The following is a 15,822-nucleotide window of genomic DNA, read 5'->3' as shown; positions in this document are numbered from 1 at the left end:
TAACCCCCTAAAGGGGGAATTTGAATATTTATTATGTTTAAATAACCCACCACGAACTCCCCATTTAGGAGGTCGGGGGGCTGTAGCTTTTTATGATATCAACCGCGTATTTCACATTTTCAAAAGGGATATCCGGCATAATGCCATGGCCCAAATTAAATATGAACCCCTGTTCATCCTTCATCCGGTCGAACAGGCGGTAGATACGGTCTTTAATTACTTTTTTATCGGCATATAAAATATGCGGATCCAGGTTGCCCTGTACGGCGATGCCTTTTGGTAAACGCTGTTTAATATCCAAAAGATCAACATTCCAGTCGATAGAAATTACATCAGGTTTCGCTTCGGCCATTAGTGGCGCAAAAACCGAGCTGCCTTTGCAGAAGGAGATCACGGGGATATCTTTCCGGTTAAGTTTGCTGATGATCTCCACAATGTACCGGTGCGAAAACTCTTTATAATCTTCCCAGGCCAGCGCCTGCGCCCAGCTATCGAAGATTTGTACCGCATTAACGCCTGCAGCGATCTGCATGTTGAGGTAATTGGCAGTAACTGTCGCTATTTTGGATAGTAACTGGTGGGCCAGTTCCGGGTGGTTGTGGATCATCAATTTGGTAAGCTTAAAATCTTTTGATGAACCGCCTTCAACCAGGTAACTCATTACCGTAAAAGGGGCGCCTGCAAAACCGATCAGTGGGATGGAACCCTGCCCGTCCGGCAGGCGGGCATTTAGTCTTTGTTGTATTACTTTTATCGCGTCAGCAACATATTGCAGCTTATCCCCAACTTCTGTTTCCAGTTGATCCACGTCGGCCTGTGTGCGTACCGGGTTGGCAAACTTTGGCCCTACACCCTGGCTGAAACTGAGATCGCCGCCCATAGCTTCGCCTGTTACCAGGATATCTGAAAATAAAATGGCGGCGTCAACACCCAGCAGGTCGACCGGCAGCATGGTAACATCCGCGGCAATCTCTGGCGTTTTGCACATCTCCAGGAAGGAATATTTGTTTTTAATATCCCAATATTCTTTCATAAAACGGCCTGCCTGGCGCATCATCCACACTGGCGGGCGTCCTGTTTTCTCCGAAAATGCGGCTTTTATCAGTAATGAATCTCTCATATGTTTATCGTAGGGGCGACCCTTGTGGTCGCCCTTTATAACGTTATATTTAATAGGAACACCCCTTGTGGCCGCCCTTTATAATAGCAGTGCGACCACAAGGGTCGCCCCTACCGTTTATTTTTCTTTATTTCCTGGTGAAGTCGGCTGATCACATCCTTCATTTTGGCGTTAATTTTAGCGTTATGTTTTTCGGTAAGCTGCAAATAAGCTTCGGCCTTGTCAAAATTACCCTGCCTGATGCTGATATTGGCCACATGCACCAGCGCGGCCACATGGTCCGTTATGGAACGTAAAGGGTATTGAGCGGCAATTTCGTAATGTTTTTCGGCATCTTCAAAATCCTGCTTTTGCAGGCAAACCCCGCCCATTAAAAACTCATAATATCCCCGCCTGTTTTTGGCCAGCCATTGCGGCCTTAATATTTCAGATAAGGTACGTTCAGCTTTTTCGTAATCTTTATGATGAAATTGCTTTGAAGCTACTACCAAAGTGCCCTGCCTCAAATAATCCCAGCCCAGCAAAACGATCATCATCAGCGCAACTGATGACAATTCATACAGGTGCCGGTCTACCAAAATGATCAGCGACAGGAAAAAAATAGTGCCGATAAATAAACGGGTCCTGTTGGTAAACATTAATGCTGGTTATCAGTAAATTTATAGCCTACACCGCGGATAGAGTGAAAATAAACCGGGTTTTTAGGGTCAGGTTCAAAATATTTACGGAAAGTAAGGATAAAGTTATCGATGGTGCGGGTAGATGGATATACATCGTAATTCCAAACCGTTTCCAGTATTTGCTCGCGCGATACGGCGTCGTTACGGCGCTCAATCAGCAGTTTAAGCAGCATGGTTTCTTTTTTTGTTAGCGGGGTGATCGATCCATCTCCGTTTACCAGTTCAAAAGAATTAAAGTGGATGGTTTTGTCCCCGATCTTGTAGCTGTTAAATTCTTTCAGCTCGTCGCCTTTAAGGCTGCGTTTCACCAGGTTATTTACCCGCAAAATCAATTCTTCCAGGTTAAAGGGTTTGGTTAAATAATCATCTGCTCCTTTTTTCAGCCCCGAAATTTTATCCTCGTTTGTGTTTTTAGCAGTAAGGAACATAATAGGCACCTCTGAGTTCTCCAGCCTGATGGTTTCAGCAACCACAAAGCCGTCAATTTCGGGCATCATTACGTCCAGTATTACTAAATTAAAACGTTCTTCTTTAAATATCTGCAAGGCTTTTTTGCCATTGGTAGCAGTTGAAACCTTGTAACCTTCCAGCTCCAGGTTCAGTTTTATGGCTTCTAAAAGATGCTCTTCATCTTCGGCCAGTAAAATTCTTTTTTTGTTTGGCATAATATATTACACTAATGTTCACGAATTATTTCGGATTACACGAATTTATTTAAGCACTAATTTTCTCGAATGTACACGAATAAAAGCGAAGTTTTAAAATCATATCCAATTGGCTGTAAAGCTAATTAGCGGGCATTCGTTTTTATTCGTGAAATTCGTGTTAATCAAAAACCACTTCAAATATACTACCAACAGGTCGGTTATCTTTCACTTTTATACTGGCCTGGTGCTTATCAAGCACTTCTTTTACAATATAAAGACCTAAACCGGTGCCTTTTGTGTTACGGGTGTCCTCGCTGCCTACCCTGTAAAACTTATCAAAGATACGGCCCTTCTCCATATCTGATATGCCGATGCCATGATCGGCAACCTGTAAATAAACCTTATCGTCTTTCGAAAACAGTTTTACCGCAACCGTTGCGCATGGCCCCGAATATTTAATAGCGTTTTCAATCAGGTTGGTAACCACCGAAGTTAAGGCGAATTTATCGCCGGTGATCTCGATCTTTGGCTCAATTTCAGCGTCAATAATTTGCTGGTTACTTTCGCATTTGGTGATCTGCAGGCGGTTAACGATACTGTCAACCAGGCCCGACAGATTGAATTTATCTTTTGGAAAAGTGTACGACTGGTTATCAATTTTTGATGCCAGCAGCATATTTTCTACCATATCATCCAGGCGCTCTATATCCTTTAACGATTTTTCGATAAAATCAAGCGTTTGTTTTTTTGTAAGATCGCGTTTCTGGATGGTTTGCAAAAGTATTTTGATGGATGCTAAAGGCGATTTTAGCTCGTGAGTTACCGAAAGGAGGAAGTTCTTCTTTTGTTCCTGTAATTTGCGCTCTTTCAGTATAGATCTGTGCAGGGAGTATGCCCCAACAAAAAATACAAATATAAACACCGAACCTTCGCCCATGATCATGCCAAAGCTGCTCGGCATTGCTTTTACAAGCAAATAGGCCCACCAGGTTAACTCAGCCAACGCATAGGTGATGAGCGCGTAAAATATGATGAATGATCTTCTCATTTCAGTTTGCAGTTTTTAGATTGCAGTGGGCAGCGCGCCGTTAGTTTTCAGTTAAGTGATTAATAAGCGTGTTTGCAAACTTTATTGCAAACTGCAAACTAATAACTGCCAACTGCTTTACTTCCCGTTAAACACCACTTCCAGACTTTCAAATATAGCGCGTTTTGCTTTTTCAAGGTCGATTTTGGTATGGGCCGACGATATAAACCCAACTTCGTAGCCTGAGGGGCCAAAATAAACGCCCCTGTTAAGCAATTCGCGGTGTAACTTTTTAAATTTATCCATGCTCGCGGCATCCACTTCATCGGCCCTGCGGATGCTTTCCTTATTGGTAAATGCAAACCAGAAAATGGAGCCGATAGTGAATACTTTAAACGTATAATTCCGTGCCGTGGCAAAACGCTGTATGGCATCGGTAAATTCTTCGGTCTTTTTGTTAAGATCCTTGTAAAAGCCGGATCTTAATAATTCAGTCAGCTGCGCAATACCTGCTGCCATGGCTACCGGGTTGCCCGATAAAGTGCCACCCTGGTAAACCGGCCCGTCAGGAGATACATTGCCCATTATTTCGGCAGATGACCCATAGCAGCCAACAGGTAATCCGCCGCCAATGATCTTTCCATAAGTGATGATATCCGGTTTTACCTGGTAATAACCTGCTGCGCCTTCAAATCCGACCCTGAAGCCGGAGATCACTTCGTCGAAAAATAATAAAGTGCCGTTTTTGGTGCAGATATCCCGAAGGAATTGCAGGTATTCTTTTTCCTGCAACAGCAAACCATTATTCGCCGGGATAGGCTCAATGATCACGGCTGCTATCTGGTCCTTGAATTCTGCAAAAGCTTCTTCTACCGCTGCTTTATCATTTAAGGCTACTACTATGGTTTCATCGGCAAATGATTTAGGCACCCCGGCTGATGATGTTTCACCAAAAGTAACCAGGCCCGAGCCTGCCTTTACCAGCAACGCATCGGTATGCCCATGGTAGCAACCCTCAAACTTCAAGATCTTATCGCGCTTGGTATAACCCCTTGCCAGCCTGATAGCCGACATTACCGCCTCGGTACCTGAACTTACAAAACGCAGTTTTTGAATAAATTTATTGTTTTTAACGATCAGCTCGGCCAGCTCATTTTCAAGCGCGGTTGGTGCGCCAAATGAAGTGCCGTTTTGCATCACCTCCATTACTTTCTCCCTTACCTTAGGATGGTTATGCCCCAGGATGAGCGGCCCCCAGGAGCCGCAAAAATCAATAAACTGGTTGCCGTCGGCATCCCATATTGCGCTGCCGTCACCCTTCTCAATAAACAGGGGCGTACCGTATACGGATTTAAATGCCCTTACCGGCGAGTTTACTCCACCCGGGAAATACGTTTTCGCTTTTTCATACAAAGCCGCAGACTTCTCCCTGCTGATATCCGGTTTGGTAGTTGTACCTACCGGTTCATCACCATCACCACTGAATTTCTTTTTTAAAGAATCGAACATTTTTTATTTTTCTAGTCTCTTATCTCTAACCTCTAATCACTAACTTACAACCATTTATTCTCCAATACTTCCTTTGCGTGATAGGTTAATATCGCGCTGGCGCCTGCACGCCTGATAGAAGTAAGTACTTCGGTGATGGCACGCTGCTCATTCAGCCAGCCTTTTTGGATGGCTGCCTTTATCATGGCGTACTCACCGCTTACATTATATGCCGCAACCGGCAGTTCCGTATGGTCTTTTATCAATTTAATAATATCCAGGTAAGGCAGGGCTGGTTTTACCATTAAAAAATCGGCGCCTTCAAGCTCATCCAGATTGGCCTCAATCAAAGCTTCGCGCTGGTTGGCCGGGTTCATCTGGTAAGTTTTCTTATCCCCGAATTTTGGGGCCGAATTTAAAGCATCCCTGAACGGCCCGTAAAAGGCGCTGGCATATTTAGCCGAGTACGACATGATTGAAACGTTGGTAAACTTATTTTCGTCCAATACCCTGCGAATATAGCCTACACGCCCGTCCATCATATCTGATGGTGCAATAATATCGGCGCCGCATTGTGCATGGGCAAGGGCCATTTTGCCCAAAACCTCAAGGGTTTCGTCGTTCAGGATCTCGCCGTTTTCAACAATGCCATCATGCCCGTCGCTGCTGTAGGGGTCCATGGCCACGTCGGTGATCACACAGGCTTCAGGGAAATTCTTTTTTACCTCGCGGATGGCACGCAGATACAGGCTTTGTTCGCGGTGGCTTTCGGTAGCATATTTATCTTTTAACGATTCGTCAATATTTGGAAACAGATCGAAAGAATTTAAACCCAGTTTCAAACAGCTTTCAATTTCGCGCAGCAAATTATCTATCGAATAGCGAAAGATGCCCGGCATAGATGCCACTTCAGTTTTTTGGGCGATACCTTCAATAATAAATAAAGGGAAGATCAGGTTAGCCGCACTGACGTGCGTTTCCTGTACCATCTGGCGGATAACTTCGCTTTTCCGGTTTCTACGGGGTCGTTGTAACATTTTATAGGATCAATAGGCCTGCAATAAACAGGAGAGACAAAGTTAATAAAGGAAAACAAATTCAAGTACTAATAATGCCGGGTCGCATTAAGTTGTAGGCAGATATGAAGCTTTTTCTAAAAAAATGTCATCCACATGATTTTTTTGTGAACAGCACCTGGCTATTGATAAATAGAAAAAATATTTTCTGTTTTTATTGTAAATTTTATCACAGGATAAAAAAATATTTTTATGAACTGATCTATGCCGTGTTATTCCTGCTGTTTATAAACAGCTGCAGTCCATGGACCGTGGTCGATAGTCCACAGCGATTTTGCCATGGTCTATCGACCATCGACTATGAACTAAATAACAATCCCGAACACCGCTTCTGCCAGCCCGGTTTCATCGGGTGAATAAGGCAGGGTATATTTTACCCCGGCTTCTTCCAGCTTTTTACCGGTTGATTTACCAATGGCAATCACTTTTTGCTCAGGTTGTACTAAGTTTTCTTCGAAATAAGCTTCTACATTGGATGGGCTGGTAAATACCAGGATCTCCGCGTCACTCGCTTCCGGTTTTTCTTCTTTGATGGTTTCGTAAACGGGCAGGTCGATGATCTTTGTATCAGATGAAAGCCCGAGCTGGATGCTCCGCATCGAATCCTTGGCCGAGGGGAACGCGATGTTGAGCCCGTTAGCTAATTCTGCAAATTCGGCGGCTACAATGGCGGTATCAATACCCTCGCCAATATAATCAACAAAATAACCCTTACGGCGCAGCATATCCTCCGACCCGCTGCCCATGGCGCCAAATTTTACTTTTTTAGGTAATAGGGGCTCCAGGTTAAAAAAGTATTCCACGGCATTTTTACTGCTGAAAAATACCCAGTCAATGTTTCTTAATATAAAGCTATCCAGCTTTGTGATCACCGGTACGGTACGGATGAGCGAACGATCTTCCACTACTATTTCATGTTTTTCCAATGCCCGGCGGAAATAGCTTTTATCAGTTAGTTCCCGGCTGATAAATACTTTTTTAGGGAAGATCCTGTCTTTATCGAAATACGATACCACTTTTTGTGCTAAGCCTTCAGTAGTTGCTGCTGCTAAAAACAGCCTGTCGGGGAAATCCCCGCCTTCATCAGCTTTTGAAGTAAATACCTGGAATTGCCCGTCTTCCTTACGGCAATAGCAGCCCAAAGGCATATGGCAGCCGCCGCCAAACAGTTTTAACACGGTACGCTCCACGGCAAGCTGCTCCACCACATCAGGGTGGTTCATAGGCTGCAGGGCGTTAAACAGTTCGGTGTCGTTTTCGCGGATCTGTATGGCCAGGGCGCCCTGAGCAGGTGCAGGCACCAGTTCAGCCGGGTTTAATTCTTCCACATAAAATTCACTCAAATCCAAACCCAGGCGGTGCACGCCGGCTTTGGCCAGCATAATAGCATCATAATTTTCCTCGCGCAGTTTATTTACGCGGGTTGGTACGTTGCCGCGCAGGTCGATAATATCCAGATCGGGCCGGTAAGCCAGTAACTGGGCTTTGCGGCGGTTGGAGGATGTACCCACGATACCGCCGTATTTTACGGATAATTTCTGATGTACATCCACACAATCTTTTAGTATCAATAACAATTCAGAAGCGTCTTCACGTTCAGAAACGGCGGCGATCATCAGCCCCGGCGGGTTTTCAGTAGGCAGGTCCTTGTGCGAATGGATGGCAAGGTCAATAGTGCCCGCCAGTAATTCTTCTTCCAGCTCTTTGGTAAAAAAACCTTTGCCTTCCAGTTTATCCAGGCTTAAATGCAGGATGCGGTCGCCCTGGGTTTTAATGATCTTTAATTCGGCGGTGATGCCAAGCGCGGCCAGGCTGTCCTGTACAAAATGCGCCTGCCATAAAGCAAGGTCGCTGCCGCGTGTTCCGATGATGAGTTTTCTATCCACTTTATGATTGTGCTGCAAATTTAACTTTTTATGCAGATGATTTACGGAATAATTGCGGGTGCTGCATGGAAATCGCTTTTAAAATATAACAAACGCGAGGAGGCTCCCCTGGAGCCTTTATTTTCAATTTTATATTTCTATAAACACGGGACTCCTCCGGAGTCTGACAGGCGCGTCATCATTAGCTCCGGAGGAGCGGCCTTTTTATAGAAAACTCCGACTCGTTTTTGAGTTGGCTGTCTCAAAAGTGTATGAAATGAAAAGCAAACAAAATAATATTCTGACATCGTGTTTTTTGTGGTTTGTTTTTTACCACGAAGCGCACTAAGAAAAAACACGATAGTCACAAAGACCTAGCTGTTCAAAATATAAATTGGTGACATTTCACATTGAAAGCCTTTTGAGACAGCCTCCCCCCCTTTAAAGCGATTTCTTTGGTTGGCGCTGATTGTAAGGGTCAAAATTGTTTACGTGACCGGGCCTGTAACAGCGTACGGGCAATAGCTAAGCGGATGATTTAATATGCACCAATGCATTTGCGGTAATTAACATCTCAACAGAACAAGTAACATAATGATAATTTTTTGATGAAATTGATGTAGCAGATCCTCCCGGATATTCCCTAAATTAGCTGTCGTTAAAACATTTATAAACCAAGCTTCATGAACCGGAATTTATCGCTCTGCCTCGCACTTGTCCTGCTCTCCATTGTAAACTCCTTTGCCCAGCCCGCGGCTAATACCATGCCCAGGATTATTGAAAAAGATGGTCGCCACGCGCTGCTGGTGGATGGCAGGCCCTTTTTGATGCTTGGCGGGCAGGCCCATAACTCCAGCGCCTGGCCCGGCATGATGCCCAATATTTGGCGGGCGGCAGCAGCCCTGCACCTGAATACCCTTGAAGTACCCGTTTACTGGGAACAAATAGAGCCGGAGGCCGGCAGGTTTGATTTTTCGGTAGTAAATACCCTTATCAGCCAGGCAAGGCAGCATAAAGTGCATTTGGTACTGCTATGGTTTGCCACCTGGAAAAACGGCAGCAACCACTATATGCCCGAATGGATGAAGCGCGATGCTGCTAAATATCCTAACATAACTAATCAAAAAGGGCAGCCCGTTGATTCGCCTTCGCCAAATGTGAAGGCTACGCTGGATGCCGATATCAAAGCTTTTACCGCCGTAATGAGCTATTTGAAAACCGCCGATACGCAGCATACCGTGCTGATGGTGCAGGTGGAAAATGAAAGCGGCGCATGGGGAAGCATTCGGGATTACTCGCCCCTGGCGCAAAAAATGTTTGAGGGCCAGGTGCCTGCAGCATTGATGACGCCGGGAGTGCTTGGTGCGATGAATGTGCCCGTAGTAAGCAGCGGTACCTGGCAACAGGTATTTGGCGACCGCGCCGACGAGTACTTCCAGGCATGGTCGGTGGCCCGGTTCATCGGGCAGGTGGCCGCGGCGGGTAAAGCGGTTTACCCTTTGCCTCTTTATGCGAACGCTGCCCTGCGCGAACCATTTGGCAACCCCACCGCCAATAACTACGAAAGTGGCGGCCCAACCGACAATGTGCTGCCGATATGGAAGGTAGCGGCCCCGGCTATTGATATTGAAGCACCGGACCTGTACCTGAACTCCAGCGACAAAGTGTTGAAAGTGATTGACATGTACGACCGCCGCGATAACCCTTTATTTGTGCCGGAAGCCGGTTTAATTGCCGAAAACGCCAAATACTTTTATACTGTGCTGGCCCATGGCGGCATAGGTTTTTCGCCTTTTGGGATTGATGATAACGGCGTGGCCGAAAAGGATGCTTTGATGACCGAACGCCTGTCGCCGTTTGCACAGGAATATGCCGCTGCGGCCCCGATGATGGGCCAGTTGGCTGAATGGGCCTTTGACGGCAGGATAAAAGCCGTAGTAGAGCGCGAGGATCATGCTGATCAAACCATCGACCTGGGCGCGTGGCAGGCCGACGTGAAATTCGGCGGCGATGGCAGGGCAAATGCCGCACCTGTATATAACCAGGCTACCGGGAAACTACTGGTGGCAAAGCTGGCCGAAAATCAGTTTATCGTAATGGGTACGCGCTGCCACCTCAGCTTTCAGCCGATGGGCGTTAGTGCCGGCAAAGCCTGGCAATATTTGAAGGTAGAACAGGGCCGCTACGAAAACGGAACCTTTAAAGCCCTCCGCATCCTTAACGGCGATGAAACCGATTGGGGCGGCCCGGGTTTTGGCAACACGCCAACGGTTTTACGAATTTCTTTGGTGGTCAGATAAAAATGTCATTAGGTCATTGGGTCATTAGGTCATTGGTTTGGCGGATGGCTTGGGATAGGGCAGGCGGGCAATAAACACAGCAAGCACGCGCCCATGCCATGGCAATGGGGTAAAATCTAAAAAGTAATCTGCTATACATTCACCCTATCGCCATGTGATTTCGGCTCCGAGATCACCAGGAAATGGAGATCTGTGCTACTGTTGTTAAGAATGCGGTGACGCATTTTGGGTGCGAAATGGATAGATTGCCCCTGCTGTACGGTTACCGTTTCGTTTTCCACTTCAAAAGTGGCGGTGCCCTGCAGGATGTAAAAAACCTGCTGCGCACGGTCGTGGTAATGCATTTGCTCGGCGGCGCCGGGGGGCATGCGTTCCTGGATTACGGCCAGGCTGTCTGAGCGCAGCAGGTACCAACTGTCGCATTGGTCGCCCCAGGTATAGTGCTGGGCGTTTTGGGTAGAGGTGATGTGTTTATTCATGGTTGTTTTCTTCGTATTGCTGCTGTAGTTTGCGCGGGGCGCGGTTATACCAGGCGGTTTGTAACAGCTCGGTTAACTCCTCCGGCGCTACCCTTTGCAGGTTGATCAGCATGTAATCATAATTAAGGTAATGGTCGGTTATAAAATAGGTGAGCGGATCTTTCAGTATCCATTTTTCGCGGATGAGGGATTGCACCACCAGGGTTTCGCCATCTTCCTTCATCCGGGCGAACAGTTTTTTGTTGACATAAAAACCCGGCGTACCATAACACAGCTTCTCGGTAACCCCCGGCCATGGCAGGCAGGTTTTCCGCAGAAACTCCAGGTAGATGAAGGTGTTGTCGATCATTAGGGTAAATGTCGGAAGTTTTAAGGGGATTTGGAAAGGGGGGGGATTGTTTTTGTGTGGTGTTTTGGGCGTTCCCGCCCCGATGCTGGCATGCTGTTTTTGATGAGCATTATCCATCGGGGCAGTCGCGCTGTACGCTCATACGGCGCGGGCGTTAGGCGCGGGGCTGGTATACGCTGCCATCGCTAACGTGGGTATTTGTCTGAACCAAGATTCGTAGGATTTTAGGATTACCACGATTTTTCAAATCAGCTTCATCTTCGCTCTCGCGAGTTTAGCGAAGCGTAACTCGTGGTACGCATTGTGTGCAGTTTTCAACTGCACTGTGTTTTATGTTAAAGATTGCGGCTATAACTGCATTTCTGGGGCGGTTGAAAACCGCAGCAATGCAAAACCACGAGTTGCAAACTCGCGGCAGCAAATATACTGCAACCTAATTTCAAAAATATCCGGTAACATGAATTAGCCCCACAATCAAAAGACTACAGGGCTAATTTACGGGTTAAGCTTGTTCATCAAACCGTTACTCCACCTTAACCTTTAAACCCTCATAATTAGCGGAGTTGATGCCGACCAATCCATAAACGGTTGTGCCATTTTTAATGGTGGCGCCGAGGATATTGTATTTTAATAATTCGTCGTTAAATGTTTTGTTTGCGGCATCGGCAACCAGCAAGTTGGTTGCTGTTAATCCGGGGCCCAACGCATAGCCGATAGGGATAGAGCTTGTTTGCTGTCCGTTGGTGGTGGTGTTGATGGTTGCAGCGGTCAGGATCAGGTAAAACAGGTAGTATTCGTTTTTTTGCCGCAATGCGCTATACACCTGCTGGTTTTGCATCAAAACAGCTTCACTGCCATTGCCATAGGTCAGTTTAATGTCTTTTCCGAAAATAAGATCGCGGCCGCTGTTATTGGTTAACTTAACGGCAACGAGTTTAACACTAAATTTGGTTTCCTTTTTCGCATACTTTTGAGGTAGCAGGTTGTATTTATAATCAAGGCTCACCGATTTATCGTTACTGTTTGAAAGATAACTTAAAGCCGGCGGGTTGATGGGATGATAACTGGCTGCGCAACTGCTGAGAAAAAAAGCGCATAGCAAGGCAAGGGGTTTTAATTTCATTGTGATCAATAGTTTAAATATTAGACCGGCAATGTATGGTTTTAAATCAGCAAAGTTTGTCGATTTTAAATAAACTCATCAAAGCGCCTTTTTGAGCTTGCGGTTGTTAAATGACCACGCATTTCCCTATATTTAATTCCAAATTCCTAAAAAACTACCATGAACGATAAAACATCCCGTGCCGCGGCGCTGCTGTTTGCCAGGTCGCTGCTGGGCATTATTTTTTTGATGCAGGGCTATGGCAAAATATTTACCTACACGGTGCTCAAAGTATACGGTATGTTTTTTAAAGATTTTGAAAAAACCTTTCTGCCCAAATGGCTGATTTGGGGCACGGCTTATTATACTTCGTATGTGGAGCTGATCTGCGGGTTTTTGCTCATTATTGGCCTTTTCCGCAAATATGCCTTAACCCTGCTGGGTGTTGATCTGCTGGTGGTTTCTTTCGGTCATGGCCTGCTGGAACCGATCTGGGACCTGCAGCATGTGATCCCGAGGGCAGTTTTGCTGATCTTTATTTTGGCGGCACCGGGGGAATGGGACAGGTGGAGTTTGGATGGGGTGGTTTTTGGAGAGAGGGTAGCATAGTTGTTATGCAATTGGCGGTAATGTCCGCCTGGGGGACTCACCCCGACTGTGCTACGCTGGTCGACCCTCTCTACGGCAGGCCGTAAAGAGGGTAGGGAAGAAGTTTTTATTTTCTTAGCCCTCTTTGCCGCTTGCGGGAGAGAGGGCAGGTCAAGCGGAGCGATGACCGGGTGAGTAGACTCGCCGCCATGCAGGGGCGTTATGTCCGCCGGGGGGACTCACCCCGACTACGCTGCGCTGGTCGACCCTCTCTACGGCAAGCCGTAAAGAGGGTGGGAAAGAAGTTTTGTTTTTTTTTAGCCCTCTTTGCCGCTTGCGGGAGAGAGGGCAGGTCGAGCGTAGAGATGACCGGGTGAGTAGACTCTCCGCCATGCAGGGGCGGTAATGTCCGCCGGGTGGACTCACCCCGACTGCGCTGCGCTGGTCGACCCTCTCTACGGCGAGCCGTAAAGAGGGTGGGATAGTTTTGTTTTTTTTCTTAGCCCTCTTTGCCGCTTGCGGGAGAGAGGGCAGGTCAAGCGGAGCGATGACCGGGTGAGTAGACTCCGGCGGACATTACCGCCAATTGCATTGCGGCGGAGTCTACCCACCCCGACTGCGCTGCGCTGGTCGACCCTCTCTACGGCAGGCCGTAAAGAGGGTGGGGAAGAAAAGTAAAAAAGATTTTTCTTATTTTTCGCTGTGCCAAATATTATTGATTTATGTCGTGAGCTGAGGCGGAGAGAAACTCCGGCTGAAAAACTGCTATGGGATCATTTAAGGAACAGAAAGCTATTTAACCAGAAGTTTTTAAGGCAGCATCCGATTTGTGTAACTTTTGCATTTGGCAGATACTTGTATTACATACCGGATTTTTATTGCCATAAAGCAAAATTAGTGATTGAGGCAGACGGGCCAATTCACCTGCTAAAAAAGGAATATGATGAAATCGGGATGAAGCATTAAATGCTTTGGGATTAAGGATTTTAAGGTTTGATAATGCACAGATCCTTAATGAAACGCAAATGGTGCTGCAAAAGATAAAGGAATATTTGTAGGGCAATGTTGATGCCCGGGCAGTTGACGCGTTATGCAGGGGCGGTAATGTCCGCCGGGGGGACTCACCCCGACTGCGCTGCGCTGGTCGACCCTCTCTACGGCAAGCCGTAAAGAGGGTGGGGGAAGAAGTTTTTATTTTTTTAGCCCTCTTTGCCGCTTGCGGGAGAGAGGGCAGGTCGAGCGTAGCGATGACCGGGTGAGTAGACTCGCCGTTATGCAGGGGCGGTAATGTCCGCCGGGGGACTCACCCCGACTACGCTGCGCTGGTCGACCCTCTCTACGGCAAGCCGTAAAGAGGGTGTGGAAGTTTCGTTTTTTTTCTTAGCCCTCTTTGCCGCTTGCGGGAGAGAGGGCAGGTCAAGCGTAGCGATGACCGGGTGAGTAGACTCGCCGTTATGCAGGGGCGGTAATGTCCGCCGGGGGACTCACCCCGACTACGCTGCGCTGGTCGACCCTCTCTACGGCAGGCCGTAAAGAGGGTGTGGAAGTTTTGTTTTTTTTCTTAGCCCTCTTTGCCGCTTGCGGGAGAGAGGGCAGGTCGAGCGGAGCGATGACCGGGTGAGTAGACTCGCCGCCATGCGGGGGCGTTATGTCCGCAGGGCGAACTCCCCATACCGCATTTCTTTGGCGGTTGAAAACCGCAGCAATGCACAACCACAAGTTACAAACTCGCGGCATCGGGAAATAAAGCGAGTTTTTTATACATTTTTTTCTTTAAAAATCCAAGTAAATTACAGAAATTATTAGTGTACCAGGTGTCCCGGGTGTATTCATCCGTGTCGGTGGTTCAGGTGCACCTGCTTATCTGGCAGCAGGCTGTCGGCGGCACTCCTGGCGATTAGCCTTCGTGATAGGAGCCAATAACTCACCGACCCGTAACATCGCCGCGAAAAAATATTGATATAGCGAATTTTGCAAACAAACCACTAATTTAGCCATTAGTAACACCATGAAAGATAACCTGCAGCAGCTTTTCGGCAATATTGATATCTACCTGTTCGACCAGTTGCTAAAGGGCACCTACGATAACTGTTATACTATTTTGGATGCCGGCTGCGGGGGCGGGCGCAACCTGGTTTATTTTTTACGAAACGGCTACTCAGTTTACGGGGTCGACCCAAATCCCGAAGCTGTTGAAGCAGTAAAAAAGCTTTCACAAAACCTTGCGCCGGCTAATCCATTAAGTAATTTCGTAGTGGCCCCGGCAGAAGCGTTGCCGTTTGCCGATGAGAGTTTCGACCTGGTGATCAGCAGCGCGGTACTGCATTTTGCCCATAGCGAGGAACACTTTGAAAGCATGCTGCATTCGATGTGGCGGGTGTTAAAACCGGGCGGTTATTTATTTGCCCGCCTGGCATCTGACATCGGCCTCGAAAACCTGGTATTGCCTACCGGCCTTGGGCGTTACCTTTTACCCGACGGCTCCGAACGTTTCCTGGTGAACGAAAAAATGCTGCTGAATTATACCGTCGCCCTAAACGCCCGGCTGATGGAACCCATTAAAACCACCAACGTGCAAAATATGCGCTGCATGACGACATGGTGTTTGCAAAAGGTGTGAGCAAACGTTATTCGGAAAGAGCAGTCAAAAAAACTGATCTCCGTCATTTTTATAAACACACAAATGCCGCACCTTTGCCGCCTATGTTGATTTACAAGAAATTTATATTTGATTCGGCCCACTTTTTACCTAATGTACCCGAAGGGCACAAGTGCAAAAACATGCACGGGCATACTTACCAGCTGACTGTTTTTATAGATGGCCCGTTGCTGCCCAATGAAGGCTGGGTAATTGATTACGGCGATTTGAAAAGGCTGATCAAACCCATTATTGACCGGCTGGATCATAATTGCCTGAACGATATTCCCGGCCTTGAAAACCCGACCAGCGAAATACTGGCCGTGTGGCTGTGGAATCAGGTTAAACCGCTCATTCCCGCATTAAAAAGGGTTGAGTTGAATGAAACGGCGTCGTCGGGAGTGATCTACGAAGGGGAATGAGGATTAAAGGAAGACAGCGGATAAATTGAGAAAATAATCCG

The 15,822-nt window shown here is 47.0% G+C and carries 15 protein-coding genes and 1 pseudogene; 5 read left to right on the top strand and 11 right to left on the bottom strand.

The features are described from left to right. Positions 1 to 64: 64 nt before the first annotated feature. The 7 genes from hemE to hemC all read right to left on the bottom strand — a co-directional run bounded on the left by hemE (position 65) and on the right by hemC (position 7,924). Complete coding sequence (hemE, locus tag MgSA37_RS23770) at positions 65 to 1,120, bottom strand: uroporphyrinogen decarboxylase (protein ID WP_096355682.1); 1,056 nt, start codon at positions 1,118 to 1,120, stop codon at positions 65 to 67. Positions 1,121 to 1,230: 110 nt separating this feature from the next. Beyond that, complete coding sequence (locus tag MgSA37_RS23765; protein ID WP_096355680.1) at positions 1,231 to 1,758, bottom strand: tetratricopeptide repeat protein; 528 nt, start codon at positions 1,756 to 1,758, stop codon at positions 1,231 to 1,233. Then, entirely contained in the window at positions 1,758 to 2,465 is a 708-nt protein-coding gene (locus tag MgSA37_RS23760; RefSeq protein WP_096355678.1) for a response regulator transcription factor, read from the bottom strand. The genes MgSA37_RS23765 and MgSA37_RS23760 overlap by 1 nt, the downstream gene beginning before the upstream one ends. A gap of 160 nt (positions 2,466 to 2,625) precedes the next feature. Continuing rightward, on the bottom strand, positions 2,626 to 3,495 hold the full coding sequence (locus MgSA37_RS23755; protein ID WP_096355676.1) for a sensor histidine kinase: 870 nt from the start codon (positions 3,493 to 3,495) through the stop codon (positions 2,626 to 2,628). A 117-nt stretch (positions 3,496 to 3,612) separates the two neighbouring features. Beyond that, a complete protein-coding gene (hemL, locus tag MgSA37_RS23750; protein WP_096355674.1) occupies positions 3,613 to 4,983 on the bottom strand; it encodes a glutamate-1-semialdehyde 2,1-aminomutase in 1,371 nt (456 codons plus the stop codon). Between the two features lie 44 nt (positions 4,984 to 5,027). Further along, positions 5,028 to 5,999, bottom strand: a complete 972-nt coding sequence (gene hemB / locus MgSA37_RS23745) for a porphobilinogen synthase (protein WP_096355672.1) — start codon at positions 5,997 to 5,999, stop codon at positions 5,028 to 5,030. 344 nt (positions 6,000 to 6,343) lie between these two features. Then, the gene (gene hemC, locus MgSA37_RS23740; RefSeq protein ID WP_096355670.1) at positions 6,344 to 7,924 is read right to left on the bottom strand and encodes a hydroxymethylbilane synthase; all 1,581 of its coding nucleotides are present in this window, start codon (positions 7,922 to 7,924) and stop codon (positions 6,344 to 6,346) included. Between the two features lie 662 nt (positions 7,925 to 8,586). Here hemC and MgSA37_RS23730 point away from each other — a divergent pair. Next, entirely contained in the window at positions 8,587 to 10,203 is a 1,617-nt protein-coding gene (locus MgSA37_RS23730) for a DUF5597 domain-containing protein (protein WP_096355666.1), read from the top strand. Positions 10,204 to 10,334: 131 nt separating this feature from the next. Here the strand turns inward: MgSA37_RS23730 and MgSA37_RS23725 are convergent, their stop codons facing one another. From MgSA37_RS23725 to MgSA37_RS23715, 3 genes are all read right to left on the bottom strand, one after another. Beyond that, the gene (locus MgSA37_RS23725; RefSeq protein WP_096355664.1) at positions 10,335 to 10,682 is read right to left on the bottom strand and encodes a cupin domain-containing protein; all 348 of its coding nucleotides are present in this window, start codon (positions 10,680 to 10,682) and stop codon (positions 10,335 to 10,337) included. Next, complete coding sequence (locus MgSA37_RS23720; protein WP_096355662.1) at positions 10,675 to 11,031, bottom strand: MmcQ/YjbR family DNA-binding protein; 357 nt, start codon at positions 11,029 to 11,031, stop codon at positions 10,675 to 10,677. Before MgSA37_RS23720 ends, MgSA37_RS23725 begins: the two co-directional genes overlap by 8 nt. Before the next feature lie 523 nt (positions 11,032 to 11,554). Next, positions 11,555 to 12,154: a hypothetical protein gene (locus MgSA37_RS23715; protein WP_096355660.1), complete on the bottom strand. Its 600-nt coding sequence runs from the start codon at positions 12,152 to 12,154 to the stop codon at positions 11,555 to 11,557. Between the two features lie 159 nt (positions 12,155 to 12,313). Between MgSA37_RS23715 and MgSA37_RS23710 the strand changes: the two genes are divergently transcribed. Both MgSA37_RS23710 and MgSA37_RS29585 read left to right on the top strand, forming a co-directional pair. After that, positions 12,314 to 12,742: a DoxX family protein gene (locus MgSA37_RS23710; protein WP_096355658.1), complete on the top strand. Its 429-nt coding sequence runs from the start codon at positions 12,314 to 12,316 to the stop codon at positions 12,740 to 12,742. A gap of 681 nt (positions 12,743 to 13,423) precedes the next feature. Next, positions 13,424 to 13,779 (top strand): annotated as a pseudogene (locus tag MgSA37_RS29585) (endonuclease domain-containing protein). A 394-nt stretch (positions 13,780 to 14,173) separates the two neighbouring features. Here the strand turns inward: MgSA37_RS29585 and MgSA37_RS28640 are convergent. Continuing rightward, entirely contained in the window at positions 14,174 to 14,458 is a 285-nt protein-coding gene (locus MgSA37_RS28640; protein ID WP_096355656.1) for a hypothetical protein, read from the bottom strand. Between the two features lie 271 nt (positions 14,459 to 14,729). Here MgSA37_RS28640 and MgSA37_RS23695 point away from each other — a divergent pair, with 271 nt between their 5' ends. Both MgSA37_RS23695 and queD read left to right on the top strand, forming a co-directional pair. Next, a complete protein-coding gene (locus tag MgSA37_RS23695) occupies positions 14,730 to 15,341 on the top strand; it encodes a class I SAM-dependent methyltransferase (RefSeq protein WP_096355654.1) in 612 nt (203 codons plus the stop codon). 83 nt (positions 15,342 to 15,424) lie between these two features. Then, on the top strand, positions 15,425 to 15,781 hold the full coding sequence (gene queD / locus MgSA37_RS23690; RefSeq protein ID WP_096357713.1) for a 6-carboxytetrahydropterin synthase QueD: 357 nt from the start codon (positions 15,425 to 15,427) through the stop codon (positions 15,779 to 15,781). Positions 15,782 to 15,822 lie beyond the last annotated feature (41 nt).

The organism is Mucilaginibacter gotjawali, assembly GCF_002355435.1.
Taxonomy (GTDB): Bacteria; Bacteroidota; Bacteroidia; order Sphingobacteriales; family Sphingobacteriaceae; genus Mucilaginibacter; species Mucilaginibacter gotjawali.
The sequence above is the reverse complement of the archived record's forward strand: the minus strand, read 5'-3'. Positions and strand labels throughout refer to the sequence as shown.

Coding starts and splice junctions, on each gene's coding strand:
- hemE (WP_096355682.1), bottom strand. CDS start 1,120: ATGAGAGATTCATTACTGATAAAAGCCGCATTTTCGGAGAAAACAGGA.
- MgSA37_RS23765 (WP_096355680.1), bottom strand. CDS start 1,758: ATGTTTACCAACAGGACCCGTTTATTTATCGGCACTATTTTTTTCCTG.
- MgSA37_RS23760 (WP_096355678.1), bottom strand. CDS start 2,465: ATGCCAAACAAAAAAAGAATTTTACTGGCCGAAGATGAAGAGCATCTT.
- MgSA37_RS23755 (WP_096355676.1), bottom strand. CDS start 3,495: ATGAGAAGATCATTCATCATATTTTACGCGCTCATCACCTATGCGTTG.
- hemL (WP_096355674.1), bottom strand. CDS start 4,983: ATGTTCGATTCTTTAAAAAAGAAATTCAGTGGTGATGGTGATGAACCG.
- hemB (WP_096355672.1), bottom strand. CDS start 5,999: ATGTTACAACGACCCCGTAGAAACCGGAAAAGCGAAGTTATCCGCCAG.
- MgSA37_RS23730 (WP_096355666.1), top strand. CDS start 8,587: ATGAACCGGAATTTATCGCTCTGCCTCGCACTTGTCCTGCTCTCCATT.
- MgSA37_RS23725 (WP_096355664.1), bottom strand. CDS start 10,682: ATGAATAAACACATCACCTCTACCCAAAACGCCCAGCACTATACCTGG.
- MgSA37_RS23720 (WP_096355662.1), bottom strand. CDS start 11,031: ATGATCGACAACACCTTCATCTACCTGGAGTTTCTGCGGAAAACCTGC.
- MgSA37_RS23715 (WP_096355660.1), bottom strand. CDS start 12,154: ATGAAATTAAAACCCCTTGCCTTGCTATGCGCTTTTTTTCTCAGCAGT.
- MgSA37_RS23710 (WP_096355658.1), top strand. CDS start 12,314: ATGAACGATAAAACATCCCGTGCCGCGGCGCTGCTGTTTGCCAGGTCG.
- MgSA37_RS28640 (WP_096355656.1), bottom strand. CDS start 14,458: ATGCCGCGAGTTTGTAACTTGTGGTTGTGCATTGCTGCGGTTTTCAAC.
- MgSA37_RS23695 (WP_096355654.1), top strand. CDS start 14,730: ATGAAAGATAACCTGCAGCAGCTTTTCGGCAATATTGATATCTACCTG.
- queD (WP_096357713.1), top strand. CDS start 15,425: ATGTTGATTTACAAGAAATTTATATTTGATTCGGCCCACTTTTTACCT.